The 21,296-nt window shown below is 35.5% G+C and carries 16 protein-coding genes; 7 read left to right on the forward strand and 9 right to left on the reverse strand.

Going from position 1 to position 21,296, the window contains the following annotated elements; translation table 11 throughout:
• The first annotated feature begins 45 nt into the window (after positions 1-45).
• The gene (locus AC3RVG_RS01835; protein WP_489689723.1) at positions 46-582 is read left to right on the forward strand and encodes a TlpA disulfide reductase family protein; all 537 of its coding nucleotides are present in this window, start codon (positions 46-48) and stop codon (positions 580-582) included.
• Positions 569-1,267 (forward strand): thioredoxin family protein, encoded by a 699-nt coding sequence (locus AC3RVG_RS01840; protein ID WP_489689724.1) that lies wholly within the window; start codon positions 569-571, stop codon positions 1,265-1,267. Before AC3RVG_RS01835 ends, AC3RVG_RS01840 begins: the two co-directional genes overlap by 14 nt.
• A gap of 19 nt (positions 1,268-1,286) precedes the next feature.
• On the opposite strand, the gene AC3RVG_RS01845 is transcribed toward AC3RVG_RS01840, so the two are convergent.
• The 5 genes from AC3RVG_RS01845 to AC3RVG_RS01865 all read right to left on the reverse strand — a co-directional run bounded on the left by AC3RVG_RS01845 (position 1,287) and on the right by AC3RVG_RS01865 (position 3,936).
• Positions 1,287-1,817, reverse strand: coding sequence for a hypothetical protein (locus AC3RVG_RS01845; protein WP_489689725.1), 531 nt, complete (start codon positions 1,815-1,817; stop codon positions 1,287-1,289).
• A gap of 26 nt (positions 1,818-1,843) precedes the next feature.
• A complete protein-coding gene (locus tag AC3RVG_RS01850) occupies positions 1,844-2,107 on the reverse strand; it encodes a hypothetical protein (protein ID WP_489689726.1) in 264 nt (87 codons plus the stop codon).
• 73 nt (positions 2,108-2,180) lie between these two features.
• Positions 2,181-2,711 (reverse strand): hypothetical protein, encoded by a 531-nt coding sequence (locus AC3RVG_RS01855; RefSeq protein ID WP_489689727.1) that lies wholly within the window; start codon positions 2,709-2,711, stop codon positions 2,181-2,183.
• 12 nt (positions 2,712-2,723) lie between these two features.
• On the reverse strand, positions 2,724-3,218 hold the full coding sequence (locus AC3RVG_RS01860) for a hypothetical protein (RefSeq protein ID WP_489689728.1): 495 nt from the start codon (positions 3,216-3,218) through the stop codon (positions 2,724-2,726).
• A gap of 112 nt (positions 3,219-3,330) precedes the next feature.
• A complete protein-coding gene (locus tag AC3RVG_RS01865; protein ID WP_489689729.1) occupies positions 3,331-3,936 on the reverse strand; it encodes a LuxR C-terminal-related transcriptional regulator in 606 nt (201 codons plus the stop codon).
• A 485-nt stretch (positions 3,937-4,421) separates the two neighbouring features.
• Between AC3RVG_RS01865 and AC3RVG_RS01870 the strand changes: the two genes are divergently transcribed.
• Positions 4,422-6,119 (forward strand): hypothetical protein, encoded by a 1,698-nt coding sequence (locus AC3RVG_RS01870; protein WP_489689730.1) that lies wholly within the window; start codon positions 4,422-4,424, stop codon positions 6,117-6,119.
• Between the two features lie 228 nt (positions 6,120-6,347).
• Here AC3RVG_RS01870 and purL read toward each other — a convergent pair whose 3' ends face one another.
• Positions 6,348-10,064: a phosphoribosylformylglycinamidine synthase gene (gene purL / locus AC3RVG_RS01875; protein WP_489689731.1), complete on the reverse strand. Its 3,717-nt coding sequence runs from the start codon at positions 10,062-10,064 to the stop codon at positions 6,348-6,350.
• A 175-nt stretch (positions 10,065-10,239) separates the two neighbouring features.
• On the opposite strand from purL, the gene AC3RVG_RS01880 reads away from it, so the two are divergent.
• Positions 10,240-13,158, forward strand: coding sequence for a GEVED domain-containing protein (locus tag AC3RVG_RS01880; protein ID WP_489689732.1), 2,919 nt, complete (start codon positions 10,240-10,242; stop codon positions 13,156-13,158).
• A gap of 80 nt (positions 13,159-13,238) precedes the next feature.
• Here AC3RVG_RS01880 and AC3RVG_RS01885 read toward each other — a convergent pair whose 3' ends face one another.
• Entirely contained in the window at positions 13,239-14,450 is a 1,212-nt protein-coding gene (locus tag AC3RVG_RS01885) for an RsmB/NOP family class I SAM-dependent RNA methyltransferase (protein WP_489689733.1), read from the reverse strand.
• Positions 14,451-14,611: 161 nt separating this feature from the next.
• Here AC3RVG_RS01885 and AC3RVG_RS01890 point away from each other — a divergent pair, with 161 nt between their 5' ends.
• The 3 genes from AC3RVG_RS01890 (at position 14,612) to AC3RVG_RS01900 (ending at position 19,598) form a co-directional block, all read left to right on the forward strand.
• On the forward strand, positions 14,612-15,655 hold the full coding sequence (locus AC3RVG_RS01890) for a WD40/YVTN/BNR-like repeat-containing protein (protein ID WP_489689734.1): 1,044 nt from the start codon (positions 14,612-14,614) through the stop codon (positions 15,653-15,655).
• Positions 15,656-16,161: 506 nt separating this feature from the next.
• Entirely contained in the window at positions 16,162-18,651 is a 2,490-nt protein-coding gene (locus AC3RVG_RS01895; protein WP_489689735.1) for a GEVED domain-containing protein, read from the forward strand.
• Between the two features lie 320 nt (positions 18,652-18,971).
• Positions 18,972-19,598 carry a hypothetical protein gene (locus AC3RVG_RS01900; RefSeq protein WP_489689736.1) on the forward strand — a complete coding sequence of 209 codons (627 nt, stop codon included), beginning with the start codon at positions 18,972-18,974 and terminating at the stop codon, positions 19,596-19,598.
• Positions 19,599-19,747: 149 nt separating this feature from the next.
• On the opposite strand, the gene AC3RVG_RS01905 is transcribed toward AC3RVG_RS01900, so the two are convergent.
• The gene (locus AC3RVG_RS01905) at positions 19,748-20,518 is read right to left on the reverse strand and encodes a 3-hydroxybutyrate dehydrogenase (RefSeq protein ID WP_489689737.1); all 771 of its coding nucleotides are present in this window, start codon (positions 20,516-20,518) and stop codon (positions 19,748-19,750) included.
• Entirely contained in the window at positions 20,511-21,293 is a 783-nt protein-coding gene (locus tag AC3RVG_RS01910) for an alpha/beta fold hydrolase (RefSeq protein WP_489689738.1), read from the reverse strand. Before AC3RVG_RS01910 ends, AC3RVG_RS01905 begins: the two co-directional genes overlap by 8 nt.
• Between the last annotated feature and the right edge of the window lie 3 nt (positions 21,294-21,296).

Below are 21,296 nucleotides of genomic sequence, written 5' to 3' on the forward strand. Positions count from 1 at the left end.
GAACTAAAAATACCTTTAAACTATCAAAATTAAAGTCGGTCAAATATGATGATGTATAGAAGTATATTATTAATAATTCCCTTTCTATTTTTTGGTTTTACAACCGAAAGTGAGTCAAATATTTCAAGCGTAAAATCTATCAATTCAGAGATTCAAATTTTAAATTTTGAAAGTTTAGAACCGCTTCTTTATACAGATTCCGAAGAAATTCAAATTATCAACTTTTGGGCTATGTGGTGTGCGCCTTGCGTAAAAGAGTTGCCAATACTGCAGGAATATCAAAACAATAATCCCAATGTAAAAGTTACTCTGGTAAGTCTTGATTTTCCTGAAGACATAGAAACAAAACTAAAACCATTTTTATTGAAGAAGGGAATTAATTTAAAGGTGGTTCTTTTGGACGATCCAGACTCCAACAGTTGGATAGATAAGATAGACCCTAATTGGTCCGGGGCAATACCGTTTACAATTATATTCAACAATAAAAAGCGTTCTTACCATGAACGAATGTTTGAAAATATCAATGACCTTGAAAATGAAATTAAAAATTTAAAGTATAAAAACAACTATGAAAAAAAGTAATATATTCTTCGCCTCAATGATACTGCTAAGCGGTTTATTTCTAAGCAATTCTGCATTGGCCCAAGATAGAAATGGACCTCCACCAAGTGGTGATCGAAAAGGACCCCCAAAAGGAAATCACAGTCCGGAGCAAACTAAAACATTAGAAGAAATTGGCGGTTATAAAATTGGAGATGTAGCTACAGATTTTGAATTGAAGAATGTTGATGGGAAAATATTTTCTCTTTCCGATATTAAAAATGCCAAGGGATATATTGTTGTTTTTACGTGCAATGAGTGTCCGTTTTCTAAAATGTATGAAGACCGTTTAATAGCACTTCATAATAAATATGCTCCAAAGGGATATGCTGTGGTTGCCATTAATCCTAACGTGAGTGAAGATAATGAAGTTGAAAATTTTGAAGCAATGCAAAAAAGAGCCGCAGAAAAAGATTTTCCCTTCGTTTATTTAGCTGATGAGAAGCATAGTGTATTCCCTAAATACGGAGCCGTTAGAACGCCACATGTATTTTTATTGGATAGTAACAAAGAGGTACAATACATAGGCACTATTGACGATAATGCAAGAGCTGCCGCAGATGTTAAGGTGAAGTACGTAGAAGAAGCTATAAACGCTTTAGATAACGGTAAAAAACCTGACCCCAATTTTACTAAGGCTATTGGATGTCCCGTTAAAGCTTTATAAACTTAATGCGCAATATTTCTTAAAAAATAGGTTTTTCAGGGACACCCGGAATATATTCGGTATGCGAAACGTCTAAATAAATATTGCAATTGGGCATGCGCTCTTTTAGTAGAAAACCTTTTTTAAGAATTTCATCCTCTGTATCATCTTCTTCGGAATCTAAAAAGACTTCTTTTAAATTCTGATTATTTAAGCTTTCACATAAATGGGAAAGCGTAATTTGAGTTCTGGTAATATTTAGCCTTTCTAAATGCGGCATCTCGTTGAAGTAGGGGATGCTGGCTTTGGTAATATTTGGGTGACTGCGCAAGGTAAGTTCTTTTAACTGCTGAATCTTGCAAATGTGGGCTACCCCTGCATCGGTAACTAGTGTTCTTTTTAAATGAATTTCAAAAATGGTGGATACTCTCATTGTTAGATAGTAGAAAAATTCATCGTCCGTACTTTCATCAATTGCCTTAAATCCTTTCATTTCTGTAGGAATGGCTGAAAGTGCAGATATATCAAAATGGCGTTGCCAGAATTTTTTTTCGTCTTTGGAGAGTTTCATTATAGAATGTTTACGCTAATATACATTTACTCAAAATAATAAATAGTTTCTGTATCTCTTGCAACTGGCAACCCCTTTGGATCTAAAATCATAGCCTCTTGTACATCAGCTTTTTCAAGGGAGGCGCCGTTAAAAATCATTCGATAATTGTTTTCGAACTCTGTATAATACCCGGCAGGGTAGGCATAATATCCATTGGGCAATAACGTTTTTACCGGTTGCTGAAAGCCCCAAGAGATGATCTTTTTGTCTTTTATATAGGTTTTATAGGCCTCTTCGAAAGTCATCATTAGTTTGGAAATTGATATATAGAGTCTAATTTTAGATAGCATCTATATATTCTAAATTGCTTTAGTGTAATTTCTATTTTAAAGTAACCGCTTCCGCCTCAACAAAATCTCTGAACCTTAAAGGCGAGCCATCTAATATTAAATCGGCTGATTTAATAAAGAAGTATTGTAAATACACGGGCTCGGCAGTATCATTAACAGCAAAATAAAACCCATCCTGTTTTAGCATTCTTTTAGACCCATCTAGAAAAGACATTTGCATAGGGATTAATTCTGGGATGGTATGTATTTCATTATACGGATAATAAATTTTGTAGTGCAGATAGACTACATCTTTACCGTCTAATTGAGGCAGACCAAAAGATAATGCATATCCCTTACATCTGGCTTCAACGCAACGAGTAGGTTCATCATAATTTATTCTAAGTTGTGCCGAAAAATATCCTATATCGCCATCTTGTTTTTCTAATTTGTAGCGTATTTGCAAGGCTTCAAAAGGATTTTTAAACGTGTCCCAATCACTATAGCCTGCGATTGCTTTAGTATTGATCTGTGCAAATAATCCAGAAGTAAATAGCAGCAAAATTACTAATGTGTGTTTCATAATTTAATTATTTTATGATTTAGTATAACGATAGGTAATCTTCAAATCCACGTCTTTCAAGACGAGTTCCGAAGCATTAATTTTTATAATTTTAAAAGTGCTTTTCTCAGCTGTTTCCCATTCCATGAATAACTTTTTTTTATGCTGAAGAAATTCACCAGAAAGGCTGTTATCAAGCAAAGGTGAGCTATTATAAAAAGCGCCATTGGCCGTAAATTCTATTGTAGTTTTATAATATTTATTCAGCAGTGATTCTGCTTCTATCTTAGATTGCTCTAACGCACCCATAGACAATCGCTCTTCTGCCGAAAGCTTTCTGTAAAGGGCTTCATTAAAAATGGCCAATATAGAATCTGTACTCGTTGCCGCATTGACCCTTGTATTTTTATATGAAATTTCCTGTAGTTGCCATGTTCCAAATAGCTTGTTTTCGTCTTGGGCAGATAAGGTAGTGCTTGCTACTATGAAGGCAAGAAATATGAAAAGTTTACTGTTGAAAGCTTTCATACATAATGTGAATTAATTGACGAACAGAGTCTAGTAAATTTAATTCAATTTTTTCAAATAAAATCATTAAAAATGGCGTAGAACATACACCAAAAGGAGTATTTATTGCACCTTAAATCAATCCCTGTAAAATACTTTGTTTAATTAATTGCGAAGTGTTTTTACATTCCGTTTTTTTAAGAATGTTGTTGCGATGCGTTTTTACAGTAAGCGGACTAATAAAAAGTTTATCGGCGATATCTTCATTTGTTTTTCCATCAGAGATTAATTTTAGAATTGCTATTTCCCTTTTGGTGTATTTTGTAGATTCCACCAAACCATCATTTAATTTAATATTCATAAAAGAAGGAAGCCCATTTAAGCCTATTAATGAAACCTGATTGGTGTTGCTTTTGGTTAAATGGTCTATTCGGGTATGTATGTTGAGCGACTTTCCAAAATTGCCATTATCGTCTAGCGTTAAAACCAATGCCTGGTGATTTAGCATGGCGTATTCGCCATCTGCCATTCTACTTCTAAATGAAAAATTTGACTTGTATTCTAAAATTTTGCCTCTTCCCAAAGTGCCATACAGAAATTGAATATTTGCCTTTTCTGCTTGGGCAACAAACTCCATATCGTCTGGGTGGATGGTATCTAAAATATCGAAAAAAGTTACGGTTTTCGGATCCAAACCGTGAATTTCTGTAATAGTGGGACTTACATTGGAAAGCGACATATCATAAAAATCGACAATGTAGTAGTAGAAAGGCCCGGTGCTAATAAGCGACCCAATAATTTCCTCGAATTTTATGGTAGGCAGTTAGGTATTCTGAGTAGCAGTTTGTTGCGAATTTTTCCATACAGAATTAAGCTTTTCAATCTCATTATTCATGGAGCGGTTAGGTTTGGGGATACAGGACTAAGATATTAATTTATATGAAACAACAATAAGTAAAAGTTAAATATGTTGTTATATATTTTGAAAAAAATTGAAGTTATTTATGGGTAAAATGTTAATTACCTAAAGTAAATCAATATATTTGGTTTTAAAGCCGAGCGCTTTTTTTCTCCCCTTTTAATTTAAACCTCGAAGGCTGTTATGGCTTCTGTGAGATTGGTTGTTTTAAAAATTTATAGTGAAGTATATTTATAACTATGTTTAACTTTTTGATGGCTGATATGTTTATGTTGGCAGTAATCTAAAAAAACCACATTCATCATATGAAATATAGTGTTTCAATCACTTACAAAGATTTATTTGATGACTATTGTACTGTAGATGTGAATGCTCTACTTGCCGACATACCTACTATAAATTCTGTCAAATTAATTGGATATTTTTTAGCACAAATACATTTAGAAAAGATAGACGAAAAATTACAAGTTGAATTAATTGAATTTTGGTCTCAAAGACTGCCTGCAATTTTGAAATCACGAATCCAAGAATTTACAATACAAACTGTAAAAGACAAAAAAACGGAATTCACTTTTATTAATAATTTATCTGGTCTAATATTTATAGAAACAATTTTAGAAAATTACAACGAATTAGAACCTTTAGACGACTTAACACCTGAACAAGAATTAAATTTCTTTAAAGCTTATTTAATTTCCACGCAAACTTGGATTGATAAACAAGGTAAAATTCTTTTCAATATCAAGCCTTTTGAAAATGATATGGATTTTGTCAAAACGTATCTTCCATCACATATAGCCATTGATGAATTTCATACAGTTAAAGATTTCAGAACGCAATTTATAAAAGCAAAACACTTCTTCCAATTTTGTGAAACAGATGAAGAATTCAAAGTTTATTTAGATATTTTTTTAAAAGAATATGGATTAGACTCCTGGGCTACATACTTAAAAAATATACTTTCTCTTTACATTAGAAAATTTGAAAGGCTTAAAACACCTTCGGTAATAAAAATTGAATCTGAACATAAAGAACAAATAAACTTTCTTGCACTATTAAGTATCGAAATCGAGGGATTTTCTAAAACAGATGATTTTCTTCAGCTTCGTGAAAAACCAATTTATAGATTAAATGAAACTCACTTTGTTTTTTTAAATCTCAATTTTTTTGTCGACAAAATATATCAAGGAATTCAATTTGATTTTGCACGTGTATTAGTTGACAATACCGCTACTTTTAAAGGTAAAAAAATTAAATCAAGAGTACAATTCTTAAGCATCTTTGGAGATGAATTTTCAGAATCAGGCTTGTTTTATAACATAATGCAAGAATGTTTTGAAAAATTAAATTATACTATATTTAATGGTAATCAAATAAAGGAAATAATTACTGACGGAGAGCCAGATTATTATATTCGAGACAAAGCAAAAGTTTATCTTTTTGAATTCAAAAACGTTTTTCTTGCCGGAAAAATTAAACACTCTCTAGATTATGAAAAAATTAAAGACGGAATTTATGAAAAACTTGTAGAAAACAAAAATGGTAGTCCTAAAGGAATTAAACAATTAACTGCAGTTATTGAGAAAATTAGAGATGAGGAGTTTAATAAATTTGACGACTATAATTTCGATGAAACAATTATTTATCCAGTAATAGTTTTTACTGATTATTCATTTAATACAGCTTGTGTGAATTATATGCTTAATAAAGAATTTCGTGAATTTCTAGAAAGTCAAAGTGTAGATTTGAATACTAAAATTAAAAATCTAATCATTATAGACTTGGACGACTTCATTAAATACCAAGATTTATTTAGAGACAAAAAAATAAAATTGAATAATTTGTTTAATGGCTATCTAGAATTCATAAAAGATTATAGAAATCTACCAAATAAATTTACACCTTACCAAATTTATATTGACAATCGAGCTAAAAAAATTAAATCCAATCTATCTAGAAATACAATAGACGAAATAGCTACGTTGTTAGGAATACCGAAATAAAGACTACTTCCAACATGGTTTAAAAGACATTGCATAATTTAGCTTAAACAGAACCGCAACATTCCTAATCCACAAATGTTGACTACAATTTGAAAAATGAACCAAGAGAAGATATTACCCCCGCTAACACAACCATCCCACCCATAAATAAATCATCCCCCAATTAAAACCCAAAAAACCGTCCACAATAATCGTGAACGGTTTTTTTATAAATTATAAATCTATTTTTTACTTCTTTTCAATCCACTCTCTAGCATTCACCAAAGCTTGAACCCAAGGAGTAACCTCGTCGTTCATTCTGTCTTTCGGGTAGGTTCCCCAATTCCAAGGGAAGGTAGAACGTTCTAAATGCGGCATCATTACCAAATGGCGACCCGTTTTATCGGTCATCATTGCAGTGTTAAAATCACTACCGTTCGGGTTTGCTGGTAAAGCATCGTAACCGTATTTTGCAACAATATTGTAATGCGATTCTTTATTCGGGAAACTGAATTTTCCTTCCCCGTGCGCAGACCAAATTCCCAACGTACTTCCCGCCATTGAAGAAAGCATCACAGAATTATTCTCCTGTATTTTTACCGATGTAAACACACATTCAAACTTATTAGTATCGTTATGAAGCATTTTTGGCTTTTCTTCATCTTCCGGATTTAACAATCCAAGTTCCACGAATAGTTGGCATCCGTTACAAACACCAAGTGAAAGCGTATCGTCTTTTGCGAAGAAATTCTTTAATGCAGTGTTGGCTTTTTCATTGTATAAAAATGCGCCGGCCCAACCTTTCGCACTTCCCAAAACATCACTATTACTGAAACCACCAACGGCAACAAGCAGTTTAATGTCTTCCAAATTTTCGCGACCTTCAATAAGATCGGTCATATGCACATCTTTCACATCAAAACCTGCAAGGTGCATCATATAAGCCATTTCGCGCTCGCTATTACTTCCCTTTTCACGGATAACCGCAGCCTTAGGTCTCGACTGCGCTCGACCTGACATTGTCCCCTCGAGCGCAGTCGAGAGGTTGCCGGTGAAATCCTTCGGAAACTCAAACTTTAACGGCTGATTTTTATAATTATCAAAACGCTCTTTTGCAAGCGTGGCGCCACTTTGGTTTCTATCTAATAAATACGAAGTTTTATACCAAGCATCGCGCATTTCAGAAATGCTGAAACTAAGTTCTTCGGAATTATTCTTTATTGAAAGCGTTTCATTTTCTGAAACGGTTCCAATCTTTTTAAAATCAATATTGTTTGAATTAAGTAATTTTTCAACTGAAGTATCATCCGAAGCTTGAATTACAACCCCAGCATTTTCAGCAAATAGTAATTTAACCAAATCACTTTCACCTAAACCTGAAAGATCTAAATTGGCGCCTAAATTCACATCTGCAAAACACATTTCTAATAAAGTGGTAATCAATCCACCCGAAGCAACATCGTGCCCAGCAAGGATTTTTCCGTCTTTAATCAATTCCTGTAAAGTGTTGAATACAGTTTTTACGTAAGCCGCACTTTTTACGTCTGGCGCTTCATTTCCAACAGTATTTAAAATTTGGCCGAAAGAAGATCCACCTAATTTAAACGCGTCCTGCGAAATGTTTATATAGTAAATAGTTCCGCCGCCCTTCTGTAAAACTGGTTCAACAACCTTTTTAATATCGTTACAATTTCCAGCCGCCGAAATAATTACAGTACCCGGAGAAATTACTTCGCCATCTTTGTATTTCTGCTTCATAGAAAGCGAATCTTTCCCAGTAGGAACATTGATTCCCAAATCGATTGAAAATTCAGAAACTGCTTTTACAGCTTCGTATAATCGTGCATCTTCGCCTTCGTTATTACAAGGCCACATCCAGTTTGCAGAAAGTGAAATGCTTTTTAAACCATCTTTTAACGGCGCCCAAACAATATTAGTTAAAGACTCGGTAATTGCATTGCGCGAACCTGCCGCAGGGTCAATCAAAGCTGTTAATGGCGAATGCCCAATTGAAGTTGCAACGCCTTCCTTACCATGGTAGTCTAGCGCCATTACACCGCAGTTGTTCAATGGCAATTGTAACGGTCCAGCAGTTTGTTGCTTTGCCACGCGACCTGTAACACAACGGTCTACTTTATTTGTAAGCCAGTCTTTACAGGCTACGGCTTCCAATTGAAGTACTTGTGTTACGTAATCTTTTATTTTTGAAACCTCATAATCAGGATTTTTGTAATTCCTGTTTATGGTTTTGTCTTTCATTATGGTTTTTGGCGAGCTGCCAAACATATCTTCCAAAGCGAAATCCATTGGTTTTTCGCCTTTCTTATTTTCAAAACAGAAACGCTGATCGCCTGTAACTTGTCCAACTTCATACATTGGGGAACGTTCGCGATCTGCAACTTTTTTCAGCTTATCTATGTTTTTTTCATTGATGATTAAGCCCATTCTCTCTTGGCTCTCGTTACCCATAATTTCTTTTGCAGAAAGGGTAGGGTCGCCCACGGGAAGTTTATCTAATTCAATGCGTCCACCGGTATCTTCAACTAATTCACTTAAACAGTTTAAATGTCCACCAGCACCGTGATCGTGAATAGATACGATTGGATTCTCATCACTTTCAACCATTGCGCGAATAGCGTTTGCGGCACGTTTTTGCATTTCAGGATTACTACGCTGAATTGCATTTAATTCAATCCCACTGTGAAATGCACCAGTATCTGCAGATGAAACCGCAGCACCACCCATTCCAATTCGGTAATTATCGCCACCTAAAACAACAATTTTATCACCTTCTTTTGGTTTGTCTTTTATGGCTTGACTCGCTTTTCCATAACCAATTCCACCAGCTAGCATTATTACTTTGTCGTATCCTAATCTGCGCGCGTCTTCTTCGTGTTCAAAAGTTAAAACTGAACCAGCGATTAAAGGTTGCCCAAATTTATTTCCAAAATCGGAAGCGCCATTACTAGCTTTTATTAAAATATCGAGCGGCGTTTGGTACAACCATTCGCGCTCTTTCATTCCTTTTTCCCAAGACTTGCCCTGAGCGGAGTCGAAGGGTTCCTCGTTCAATCGTGAATAGGAAGTCATATAAACCGCAGTTCCAGCCAAAGGCAATGAACCTTTTCCGCCAGCCAATCTATCGCGAATTTCGCCACCACTTCCAGTTGCAGCACCGTTGAAAGGCTCAACTGTTGTTGGGAAATTGTGTGTTTCAGCTTTTATGGAAATTACGCTGTCAAAATCTTTTTCTTCGTACCAATCTGGCTTGTCGCCACTTTTTGGTGCCCATTGTTTTACAGTCGGCCCTTTTACAAAAGCTACGTTGTCTTTATATGCCGAAACAATATCGTTTGGGTTTTCGGCAGAAGTCTTTTTAATTAATTTGAATAGGGAAGAGGGCATTTCTTTGCCGTCAATTTCAAAAACCCCGTTAAAAATCTTGTGGCGACAGTGCTCGCTATTTACTTGGCTAAACCCGAAAACTTCACTATCTGTTAGTTTTCTTCCAAGTTTTTTTGAAAGGTTTTCCAGATATTCAACTTCTTCCGCATTTAAAGCTAAGCCTTCCTTTTGGTTGAATTCTGAAATATTATCAATTTTCAAAATAGCTTCCGGCTGTACATGAATATCAAAAATATCCTGATTTAATTCTAGAAATTTCTGCGAAAGCATAGGATCAAAAGTTCCTTTTTCAACTGTGCTATTATGAAATTCTTCAATTCGAATAATTTCAGGAATACCCATGTTTTGGGTGATTTCAACAGCATTTGTGCTCCAAGGAGTAACCATTGCGGCGCGCGGACCAATAAAAAAATCCGTCGCGTTTGTAGACAGGACGGATTGCGTTATTTTAGGTTGGTCGCCGAATAGCCACTCTAACTTTTTACTGTTTTCTTCTGAAATATTTCCGTGGGTCTGGACTGCGAAAACTGTGTTTTCAATGTTCCCAAAAAAGTGAATCATCTTTTGAATATTAGGTGTTTTTTGAAGGTGCAAAAGTAAGCAAATTTGAAGGAATTTAAATCATAAAAATTAGAGGCAATCCAATTTATTGCATCATTGTAAACTTCTGGTTCTGTGCGGGTAAAATTTAATCTTAATAAATTACCTTTCCATTTCGAAATTTAAAAATTAAAACATGAAAATTAGAACATTACTATTCGCCACAATATCGCTCTTTGGTTTGGGCGTGTATGCACAAGAAACTTTTCCGCCAGATGAAGTTATTGTTGGAACTTTTATGGGTAAAACAATCCCATTACGCGATTTTGTTACTTCAGAAGATGACCAAAATCAAAGTGTAAAAGAAATTAAAGTTGTGCAAAACCGCTCGCGTGTTCAGGAGCAAGTAAACTTTTCTGCATTGCCAAATGGTTTAGACCAAACCGTTCAAAACGAATTTGGTGTAGTTCAGACCCGCGCCATTGAGCAAAATTTTATTGGTTCGTCCTCTTCAGAATCAGGATTTGTTCCACCAGATCCTACAGGAGCGGCTGGACCTAATCACTACGTACACGCTGTAAATTCACTTGTTAAAATATTCGATAAAACGGGAACTTTATTAGTTGGTCCGGTTTCTTTGGGAGCGTTTTTAGGCATAGGGACCAATTCTGGAGATCCAATTATAATGTACGATCAGCTGGCAGACCGTTGGTTTGTAAGCCAGTTTGGGTCTTCTAATAATTCATTAGCCATAGGAGTCTCTGAGACAAATGATCCTACGGGTGCTTTCAATGTGTATCAATACACCTTCGGAAGTTTTCCTGATTATCCTCATTATAGTGTATGGCACGATGCGTATTATCTTACTGCAAACATCGGAACTACAAATAAGGCTTATGCCGTTGAAAGAGATGTAATGCTTGCAGGAGGCGCAAGTCCGAAAATAATTGGATTTCCACTTCCAGGAATGGTTCAAAATAATAATACCGTTTTAAGTCCAGAACCAGCAAACCTTTTAGGAACTACTTTTCCTGCAAACGTTCCGGGTTACGTTACCTATTTACAAGATGATGGCTGGGCTGGAGTTACTTTCGATCATTTAAAAGTTTGGGAAATAGAATTAGATTGGGTTACTACAAATAATTCTACAATATCGGCGCCATTAGAAATACCTACAGCTCCCTTTAATTCAGTATTTGCTCCTTTTGGAAGTGGTGACGTTGCTCAACCCGGAACGAATCAAAAAATAGATATGATTGGTGGTATAATTTCATACGCCCCTAATTATAGAAGTTTTGGAGGTCATAACAGTTGGGTAATTACATTTAATACAGATATTGATAATAACGATACTTCTGGAATTAGGTGGATTGAACTGAGGAATGATGCAGCTAATCCGTGGTCTATTTTTCAAGAAGGTACTTATGCACCAGCAGATGGCCATAGCCGTTTTATGGGAAGTGCCGGAATGGATGCAGCCGGTAATATAGGTTTGGCATTTAATGTTGCCAGCGGAACACTTAAAGCTGCAATACGCTATACTGGAAGGTATGACGGTGATCCGATTGGGCAAATGACAGTCGCTGAAACTGAAATAATTCAAGGTGTGGGTGTGCAGACATTTACTAATAGATTTGGAGATTATTCAAATTTAACAATGGATCCAGATAATTTCACTTTTTGGCATACTGCAGAATACTTTTCTTCAAATGATAACTGGAGAACACAAATAGCAGCCTTTACATTATCTAGCGGTTTTGCGAAGGATGTGGGTGTGAATGCATTAATTCAACCTGTAAACGGAATTTTAACCAATGCTGAAACAGTAGAAGTAAGTATCCGAAATTTTGGATCTGCAGCACAAGCAAATATTCCATTAGAACTAAGAGTTGATGGCAATTTAGTGGCTTCAGAAACTTATGCAGGAAGTGTAGCTGCGAATTCCACGGCAACATACACATTTGCACAAACCGTAGATCTTTCCAATCCTGGACAAACATATTCTCTTCAAATAAAAACCAACTTGGCTGGAGATGAATTTCCAGCGAATGATGCCTATACAAAGAATATTACGAACCTGTTGGCAAATGATGTAGGAGCTACAGAAATTACTGCGCCAGTTTCAGGGTCTGGATTAGGAAATGAAACTATTGTTGCTACGATTAAAAACTTTGGTGCTACTACCCAATCAAATTTTAATGTGCAGTATGTGGTTAATGGTGGTACTGCAGTGGTTGAAACATTTGCTGGACCAATTGCTTCAGAACAGGAGCTAAACTACAGTTTTACGCAAACTGCAGATTTTAGTGCATTGGGTACTTACAATGTTACTGTATCTACTTCATTGGTGGGCGACGGAAATGCTGCTAATGATGCTGTTTCAACAGTTATAGAAAATCTATTATGTCAACCGAATCTTAATTGTACTCTTGGTGATGGTTTCAGATTATTATCTATAGCCGAAATAAACAATCCATCTGGATGTGAGGGTTATGGTGATTTTACAAATATGGTAGCAAATTTAGCACCTAACAGTACAAACGCATTGACTATTACAACTAATTACGGAAGTCAATATATAAAAGTGTGGATTGATTATAATGATGATTCTACTTTTTCGGCTAACGAGCTTGTAGTAAATAATTTTCAAATTGCTCCGGGACAAGGTGCGGGTGTATTTACTGAAACAATGGATTTAGTTATTCCTGCTGGCGTTGCTAATGGAGCTCACAGAATGAGAGCTAAGTCAAATTGGAATGGTCCTGTGCCTGCAGATGCTTGCGAAGAAACAAGTTTCGGTGAAACTGAAGATTATACAGCGAACATCGGTACACTTGGTGTTAATGATTTTTCAATTAGAAAAGGCGACTTGATTATTACTTCAGAAAACAACAAAGAGTTTGATGTAAACTTTATTACAAAATATGAAGGCATAGCTTACTTGGCAGTTTACAATATGTTGGGTCAACAACTTAAAATAAAATTGCTGGACAAAATGGGCGATTCGTTTAAAGCAAGACTTGATATGAGCGAAGTTTCAAGCGGCGTTTATCTTGTTAGAATTGGTGGAAAAGACGCTAAATCTTACCAAACCGGACGAATTATTGTAAAATAATTCTAGGTTATAAACATTTTAAAAATAAAAAGAGCGGGCATTTGCCCGCTCTTTTTTATTGATATAAACTTATAATTACATTACTCTTTTTTCTGCATAAGAGAGATGTAAAAGCCGTCAAAACCGCTTTTACTTGGCATTATTTTTTCTTCATTTACAAGTGTGAAATCTTTTCCTTCTTCTCGTTTAAGAAATTCTTTTACTTGTGTTTCGTTTTCCGAAGGAAGTATAGAACAAGTAGCATAAACTAACTGCCCACCTGGTCTAACCATACGCGAGTAGCTATCTAGCAATTCTTTTTGAGTGGCGCGAATTCTATCTAAAAATTCAGGTTGTAATTTCCACTTGGCATCTGGGTTTCTTCTTAAAACACCTAGGCCCGAACAAGGAGCATCGATTAAAACTTTATCTGCTTTCTCGATTAATTTTTTTATCACTTTCGTGGTATCAATTACGCGAGTTTCAATATTGAAAATATCGTTTCGGCGTGCACGACGTTTTAATTCGTTTAGCTTGTTTTCGTATATATCCATTGCAATCAACTGACCTTTATTGTCCATCATTGTTGCAATATGAAGGCTTTTTCCGCCAGCTCCAGCGCAAGCATCAATGATGCGTTCACCCGGTTTAGCGTTAAGTATTTCTGCTACTTTTTGCGAAGAAGCATCCTGCACTTCAAAAAATCCATTTTTAAAAGCATCAGTAGTAAAAACATTTGAACGCTCTTTCAACTTTAATGCGGTTGGATAACCTTTAATGATTTCGGTTTCAATTTCTAAATCTGCTAATTCATTCTTCAGATTTTCAACAGTAGTTTTTAAAGTATTTACGCGCAAAACTACATCGGCTTGCTTATTTAAGGCCGCAATTTCCTTGTCCCATTTTTTGCCGAGTTCTTTATGTCCTAAATCATCCAACCAATCTGGAATAGATTCGCGCATTTTTCTTATTTTAGAAAGTTCGTCGAACCTACCTTTAATACGGCGGGTTGGCGTGTCTTCAAACTGTTTCCATTCTGGGATTGCAATTCCGTTTAAAGTTGCCCAAACAGTAAATAATCTAAAAAGATTAGGACGGTCAAACGGTTCGCGCACTTCAGCAATTTCAGAATACAAGCGTTTCCATCGTACAATATCATAGGTGGTTTCAGCAATAAAGCCTCTATCGCGAGCTCCCCAACGTTTATCGCGCTTCAAAGTATTTTTAAGTACTTTGTCTGCCTGCTTGTTTTCATTAAAAATCAAGTGAAGGGAATCTATGGTGGCGAATACCAAATTTCTGTGTAGTTTCATTGTCTGCATTTTGCGGTTGCAAAGGTATCTTTTTAAAATTAGAATTTTGAATACAAAATACTAAATACGAAGCAGGAAATACGAAAATTGAAAATCATTCATTTCCGAATTATCATCTCTCACAATTAAAGTTATTGTTACTTTTGGCAAAAATTGAATCTATGCGTTTTATAATTGCCATTGCCGCCGTTTTAGTCCTTCTATCCTGCGAAAATAAAGCAGAAGTGGAATTTAGTTCCGTAGAAATTACTCCTGTATTTATTGATAGTTTAAGCATTCGTGCTATACAGCCTTTGGACGAAAACCGAGTTTGGTTTGCGGCAGACAAAGGTAAAGTAGGGCTAGTTGATGGCAACACTCCAAAACTTGCAATTATAAAATACGGCGATTCGCTGCTTCATTTTCGTTCTATCGCAACTACCAAAGAAGCTGTGTTTGTATTGAGTATTTCAAATCCGGCGGTTCTTTATAAAATAGGTTTCAACGGTACAGAAGCAACTAATATTGAAGAGGTTTATACTGAAAAAGGCGAGAATGTATTTTACGATTCTATGAAATTTTGGAATGAAAACGAAGGCATTGCTATTGGCGATCCAGTGGCGAACTGCATGTCTGTTATCATTACCCGCGACGGTGGAAATACTTGGGCAAAATTGCCGTGTGATAATCTTCCAAAAGTTGAAAAGGGCGAAGCGGCTTTTGCAGCAAGCAACAGTAATATTGCCGTATTTGGCGATAATGCTTGGGTAGCAACGGGAGGAAAGAAATCGCGAGTAATGCATACTGCCGATAAAGGAAAAACATGGGAGATTTTTGATACACCAATCGTGCAAGGAAAAGCAATGACGGGTATTTATAGCATCGATTTTTTGGATGATAAAAACGGTATTATTTTCGGTGGAAACTGGGAAGACAAAGCATATAACGAAGGCAATAAAGCGATAACAAAAAACGGTGGAAAATCTTGGAAGCTTATTGCAAATGGTGAAGAACCTGGGTATCGTTCTTCAGTTAAATATATTCCGGGCACAGAAGGGCAGGGGATTGTAGCGATTGGTTCACCGGGAATTTCCTTTAGCGGCGACGGCGGAAAAAACTGGAAAGAGCTTTCAAAAGAGGGCTTTTTCGCAATTGAATTTGTGAACGACAGTGTAGCTTTTGCCTCAGGGAATAACCGGATTTCAAAATTAACTTTTAAGAAGTAATTATTTCACTACGAATACACGAATATTTTCTAGTAGGTGGTTTCGCTGCGCACAGACTTTTGATGTTGGGAGGGACCAAATGCCTTTAAGTTAGCCCAATAGAATATTTAAAAATTCATAGTTTTTATTAATTTCAATTAGACTCAATTTTAATATTTGAAATTCTTCAATAAAATACACTAAAACCCGACCTTCTTTTTGTAGTCGGGTTTTTGTTTTGGATCTATTTTTCTGTAAAGAACTAATCTAATCCAGTAATTTCTTAGATAAGTTTTTTTAAAAATATTTTGAGTTTAAAAACTCAGCATTTAATAAAACAGTTGTTCTTAAAAAAGGGAGCCATAAGAATTTGAGGCAAAGAATGTTGTCTGTGATATCTTGTATTTTTAAATAATTTTATTGGTCGCATATTGGCGTCATCTATTGCAAAACCTAGACTTCGGAGGTTTGTAGTTAGATTTTATTTTAGGTATGTTTGGCGAAATCTTAACAAAAACTAATAAATTATGAACAACAGATTACTTAAAAAAGGGTCTTTGCTAGTAGCATTAACAATGTGTTTAGCTTTTACTCAAACTATGAATGCACAATATTGCGTACCTGAGGCTACAAATCAGGCTCGTTATATTAATAACTTTACTACTACTGCGGGCGCTACAAATATTGCAAACCTTGCTAGTGGTTTTTCTGTAGCTGGATATGGTGATTTTTATGATACCCAGACTGCTTCCCAAAGTCTAGTACAGTCAATTGATTTTTCAGTTGATATTGTAGGAGGAACAGCGGGGTTTAGAATATGGATTGACTGGAATCAAGATGATATTTTTGACGCAACTACTGAGGTTGCTTATAGCTCATCTGCATATAGTGCTGCACACACTGGTTCTTTTGAAGTTCCTGCAGATGCTCTGGAAGGAGAAACTAGAATGAGAATTGTGAGCCACTGGTTAAGTAATTCAGGAGATATTGATCCTTGTGAAACTGGCTTCACTTATGGTGAATTTGAAGATTATAAATTCGAAGTAATTTACCCATTAGATTGTACTGGTACTCCAGATGCAGGAATTGCTTTAGTTAATCCAGCGTCTGGTAATCCAGGTGCAATGTATAACGTAAGCGCTCAAGGGTATACTGTTGCAACTGCAATGTCTTTTCAATGGCAATCAAATACTGATGGCGCAGGTTGGGTAGATGAAGGTACTGCAACAGCTACTTATTCCTCATTCGCTGCAACAGCACCTATGAACCTTGGAGTTGAAGTAGAATGGAGATTAGCTTTAACTTGTACTGCTTCTAGTGAAACATCATTTTCAGATGTGGCAACATTTACTACAGTAATTTCCTATTGTGATGCTGATAGCGATACAATTGAAGCTATTACTAGAATTGTTTTTGCTGGAATTGATAATGCTTCTCCAGTAGCAAGCACAGACGCATATGAAGATTTCACTGCAATTATTGCAGAAGTTGAAGTTGATGGCACGTACAGCTTTACTGCTGAAGGTGATACTAATGGAAATTTCACGAACTTCTTTTCTACTTGGATAGATTGGAATAACAACGGTGAATTTGAAGCGACTGAATATTATGAAATTGGTTCTATTAATAGTTCTGACGGAACAGATGGACAACAAGCAACATTGGATATTGTAATACCAAGTGATGCCGTTTTAGGAGAAACACGTATGCGTGTTAGAAAAAACTTTAATGCTGCATCAACCAACCCTTGTGGATCAAATACCTATGGTCAAGTTGAAGACTATACTGTAAACGTAGTAGCTGGAGTTGGTTTCCCAAGTCCTTATTGTGAAATAGAAGATGCTGATGATGTTACTGTTGAGGAAATTACTTCTGTAGAATTTGCTGCAACAACTATAACTAACGATGATGTAACTTCTGTATTGGTTAACAAAACTGATATAATTGTAACAGTTAACGCTGCTGGAGTTTATACGTTAGTAGTTGAGGGTAATACTAATGGCGATTTTACAAACAATATCGTTGCTTTTATCGACTGGAATCAAAATGAAATTTTAGACGATGCAGGCGAAATTTACGAGCTTGGTACTTTAGAAAATAGTACAGGTGCTGATGGAGTTTCTGTGAGCATGGATATAACAGTTCCAGTAGATGCAGTTTTAGGACAAACTCGTGCTAGAATTACAAAAACATACTTTGATGCTGATTCGCCTGTGGAAATTAATCCTTGTGGAATTCAGTTTAATCCATTCGGTCAAGGTGTTTTTCCAAGCTTTGGACAAGCATTAGACTTTACAGTGGAAGTTGAAGAAGTTGTTGTTGGTGGATACTGTGAACCTGTATTAGATTGTACAGATAACGATATGATTACAAACGTTACTTTCCAAGAAATAGATAATACTACTACTTGTAGTCCTAATGGATACGAAGATAATACATCTATGATAGCTACTGTTCAGTCAGGTGGGACGTTCCCAATTTCTGTATCCGTTGGTGATGGATGGGCATTCGAGTCTGTTTCTGTTTGGATTGATTTTGACGGAAGTGAAACTTTTGAAGAAAGTGAATTCTACTTTATTGGAACGGGAAGCGACGAAGCTTTAACTGGAGATATTTCTATTCCTTCCTCTGTTGTAGACGGAGATTATAGAATGAGAGTTCGTGTAGCGGCAGTAGATGAAACTACAGCTACTTGGGATATGTCTTGTGATGAAACACAAGGGTTTGGTGAAACTGAGGATTACACTCTTACCGTTGACGGTGTAGCTGGTGTTAATGATTATGTAGCATCTAACTTAACTTTTTACCCAAATCCAGTGGAAAATGTATTAAACATTTCTGCTACTCAAGTTATTAAGACGGTTTCGGCTTATAACCTACTTGGACAAGAAGTAATGGGTGAAAATCGTTTTGACAATGGAAGCGTAAATGTTTCTGCTTTACCAACAGGCACTTACTTATTCCGTGTTACTTTTGAAGGCGGACAAGTTGAAAACTTCAAAGTTTTAAAGAAGTAATTAGTATATATTACCTTTTAAAATTTAAAGCTGCCCTCATTTGAGGGCAGCTTTTTTTTTAATAAAAACTGAGATACAATAAGAGTGGTAGGTCGGAATGAACTAATTAATTTCCTACTGTAGCGACGGGGGAGAAAACTGAAAAGAACATTCAAATAAGGGCTTTTTCGCTTTGGAATTTATTAATGAGAGTGTAGCTTTTGCCTCGGGCAATAACCGAATTTCAAAATTAATTTTCAAAAAGTAATTTTGTCTTTGATTTTTTGAAAATTATTCTATTTTAGCGTTTTTTATATTAACAAAATATTAAGACCTAACCTATGAAATTTTTCAAAATTACTTTGCTCTTACTTGCCATTATTTCTTTAACAAGCTGTGCTTCCAGTTATCAAGCTATTCAACCTAAAACAATCAATTTTCTTTCTAATAATTCAGATAAAGGAATAAAACTGGAATATAAATACGATGTACTTTACAAGAAGTACGAAAAGAAAGAAGCAAAGAAGGGCGTAAAAGTGGTTGCAGTTAAAATAACTAACGATTCCGATCAAGATGTAATGTTTGGGAGGGATATTAAATTAACCTACGAAAATAGTACGGAAGTCCCAGTTATGGAAAACGATAGGGTTTATAAAACGCTAAAACAAAGTCCAGCTTCGTATTTACTCTACCTCTTACTATCACCAATAATGTTGACTACGGCTAAAACTACTAGCAGTGGTGGATACATAACCCAAGACGAAACCAATATTCCCATTGGTTTAATTTTAGGTCCGGGAATAGCAGGTACAAATATGATTGTCGCAAGTTCAGCGAATAAGAATTTTAAATCAGATTTGTTGGTATATAATATTAACGGCACTTTGATAAAAGCTGGAGAAACCAAATACGGATTGATAGGTATAAAAACTAACTCACCAGATGCTTTAAAGCTGAAAGTGGAATAGCGAATGAAATTGTAGTAAACTCCACTTTAGCGAGGTGGGAAAGACCGCATAATGCCTTTTAATTTAAGTGAAAAAGGCATCAGAATTTTCAATTAACACTTAAAAATTCTCTGATGCCTAATTTTAATTAAACCGCTATTTCAATTAATTTATTGAGCGCTCCAACCTCCATCTAATACAAAGGAAGATCCTGTAATGGTTGTTGAGCTTTCTTTGGCGAGTAATAGTGCCATGTCTGCAATTGCTTGAATAGGTACAAATTGTTTTGCAGCTTGCTTTTTCAGCATTACTTTTTCTATAACTTCGTCTTCTGTCATATTATGTGCTATTGCTTGATCTTTTATCTGGCCTTCAACTAAAGGGGTTTTTACATAACCGGGACAGATAGCATTACACGTAATATTAAATGGTGCTCCTTCTAAGGCTAACACTTTTGTTAAACCAATTACCCCGTGTTTAGCTGTTACATATGCAGATTTAAACTCTGATGCTCTTAATCCATGAACCGATGAAACATTAATAATTCTTCCAAATTGTTGTTTTTTCATTTGTTTCCAAACGGCCTTTGAGGCATAGAAAACGGCGTTCATATTTATTGCTATAATATTTTCGTATTTACTATTTGGAAATTCTTCAATGGGCGAAACAAATTGAATACCTGCGTTATTTACTAAAACGTGTAGCGCTCCAAAGGTTTTTATGGTTTCTGCAACCAAACCCTTTATAGCTTCAGATTTTAATAAATTGGCATTAGAAAACGCAACTTTTACATTGTATTTTTCGCCAATATTTTTTGCTATTTCTGCGCCATTAGATTCTAAACCATGAAACATAATATTATAACCTTCTTTGGCAAACTGGTTTGCAAGGCCTAAACCAATACCACTGGTGCTACCTGTAATAAGTACTGTTTTATTCATGTGTTAAAAATTTTTCGAGTTCTATGTTGAATTTTTCCGGTTGATCCATTACAACGCAATGCCTAGAATTTTCAATTACAGCTAAAGTTGCGTTTTGCATATTTTTCACATAGTCTTCCTTGAACGAAATAGGCGTATAATCCATATCTGATGCTATTACCAGTGTTCTTGCGATAATATCTTTTAGTTTGTCTCCTAAACCCCAAGCCATCAAGGTTACGAATGATTTGTAATACGCATTGTAGTCATTATTTTTGCATCTGGTTTCAAAATCATTTCTGAGGGCTATTTGATGATCTTCGGGAAACAGATTAAATGCAATTTCTTTGGCTAATGGTTCTAAGCCTTTTGTTTCTAAGAATTGGGTTCTGTTATGTAAAAGCTCTTCCCCAATTTCACCCATATCGTTAAAGTCTGGGCCGCTATTCACAATTACTAAATTATCTAAATACGCCGGATAACTTGCCGCCATTTGAAAGGCTACTGCACCTCCCATAGAAAAGCCAACGATTGTTGCTTTTTTAATATTTAATTGATCTAAAAACTGCTTTACATCTTCCGTCATTAATGCTACGCCAAACTCATTTAATGGTTTTGTAGAAATTCCATGACCTCTTAAATCTAATGTGATAACACGATATTTTTTAGAAAAGAAAGGGACTTGTGAGTCCCAATCCTTTTTTGTGGATCCTAATCCATGAAGAAATAGAAGAATGTTTCCTTTTCCATAATCTTCATAGTCAAGTTCAATTTCATTAACTTGTATTATTGACATGGT

The organism is Aequorivita sp. IT1282, from assembly GCF_058068205.1.

What these genes read in the sequence shown, in the direction of transcription:
- AC3RVG_RS01835 (WP_489689723.1), top strand. Translation starts at nt 46, where the DNA reads ATGATGATGTATAGAAGTATATTATTAATAATTCCCTTTCTATTTTTT.
- AC3RVG_RS01840 (WP_489689724.1), top strand. Translation starts at nt 569, where the DNA reads ATGAAAAAAAGTAATATATTCTTCGCCTCAATGATACTGCTAAGCGGT.
- AC3RVG_RS01845 (WP_489689725.1), bottom strand. Translation starts at nt 1,817, where the DNA reads ATGAAACTCTCCAAAGACGAAAAAAAATTCTGGCAACGCCATTTTGAT.
- AC3RVG_RS01850 (WP_489689726.1), bottom strand. Translation starts at nt 2,107, where the DNA reads ATGATGACTTTCGAAGAGGCCTATAAAACCTATATAAAAGACAAAAAG.
- AC3RVG_RS01855 (WP_489689727.1), bottom strand. Translation starts at nt 2,711, where the DNA reads ATGAAACACACATTAGTAATTTTGCTGCTATTTACTTCTGGATTATTT.
- AC3RVG_RS01860 (WP_489689728.1), bottom strand. Translation starts at nt 3,218, where the DNA reads ATGAAAGCTTTCAACAGTAAACTTTTCATATTTCTTGCCTTCATAGTA.
- AC3RVG_RS01865 (WP_489689729.1), bottom strand. Translation starts at nt 3,936, where the DNA reads ATGTCGCTTTCCAATGTAAGTCCCACTATTACAGAAATTCACGGTTTG.
- AC3RVG_RS01870 (WP_489689730.1), top strand. Translation starts at nt 4,422, where the DNA reads ATGAAATATAGTGTTTCAATCACTTACAAAGATTTATTTGATGACTAT.
- purL (WP_489689731.1), bottom strand. Translation starts at nt 10,064, where the DNA reads ATGATTCACTTTTTTGGGAACATTGAAAACACAGTTTTCGCAGTCCAG.
- AC3RVG_RS01880 (WP_489689732.1), top strand. Translation starts at nt 10,240, where the DNA reads ATGAAAATTAGAACATTACTATTCGCCACAATATCGCTCTTTGGTTTG.
- AC3RVG_RS01885 (WP_489689733.1), bottom strand. Translation starts at nt 14,450, where the DNA reads ATGAAACTACACAGAAATTTGGTATTCGCCACCATAGATTCCCTTCAC.
- AC3RVG_RS01890 (WP_489689734.1), top strand. Translation starts at nt 14,612, where the DNA reads ATGCGTTTTATAATTGCCATTGCCGCCGTTTTAGTCCTTCTATCCTGC.
- AC3RVG_RS01895 (WP_489689735.1), top strand. Translation starts at nt 16,162, where the DNA reads ATGAACAACAGATTACTTAAAAAAGGGTCTTTGCTAGTAGCATTAACA.
- AC3RVG_RS01900 (WP_489689736.1), top strand. Translation starts at nt 18,972, where the DNA reads ATGAAATTTTTCAAAATTACTTTGCTCTTACTTGCCATTATTTCTTTA.
- AC3RVG_RS01905 (WP_489689737.1), bottom strand. Translation starts at nt 20,518, where the DNA reads ATGAATAAAACAGTACTTATTACAGGTAGCACCAGTGGTATTGGTTTA.
- AC3RVG_RS01910 (WP_489689738.1), bottom strand. Translation starts at nt 21,293, where the DNA reads ATGTCAATAATACAAGTTAATGAAATTGAACTTGACTATGAAGATTAT.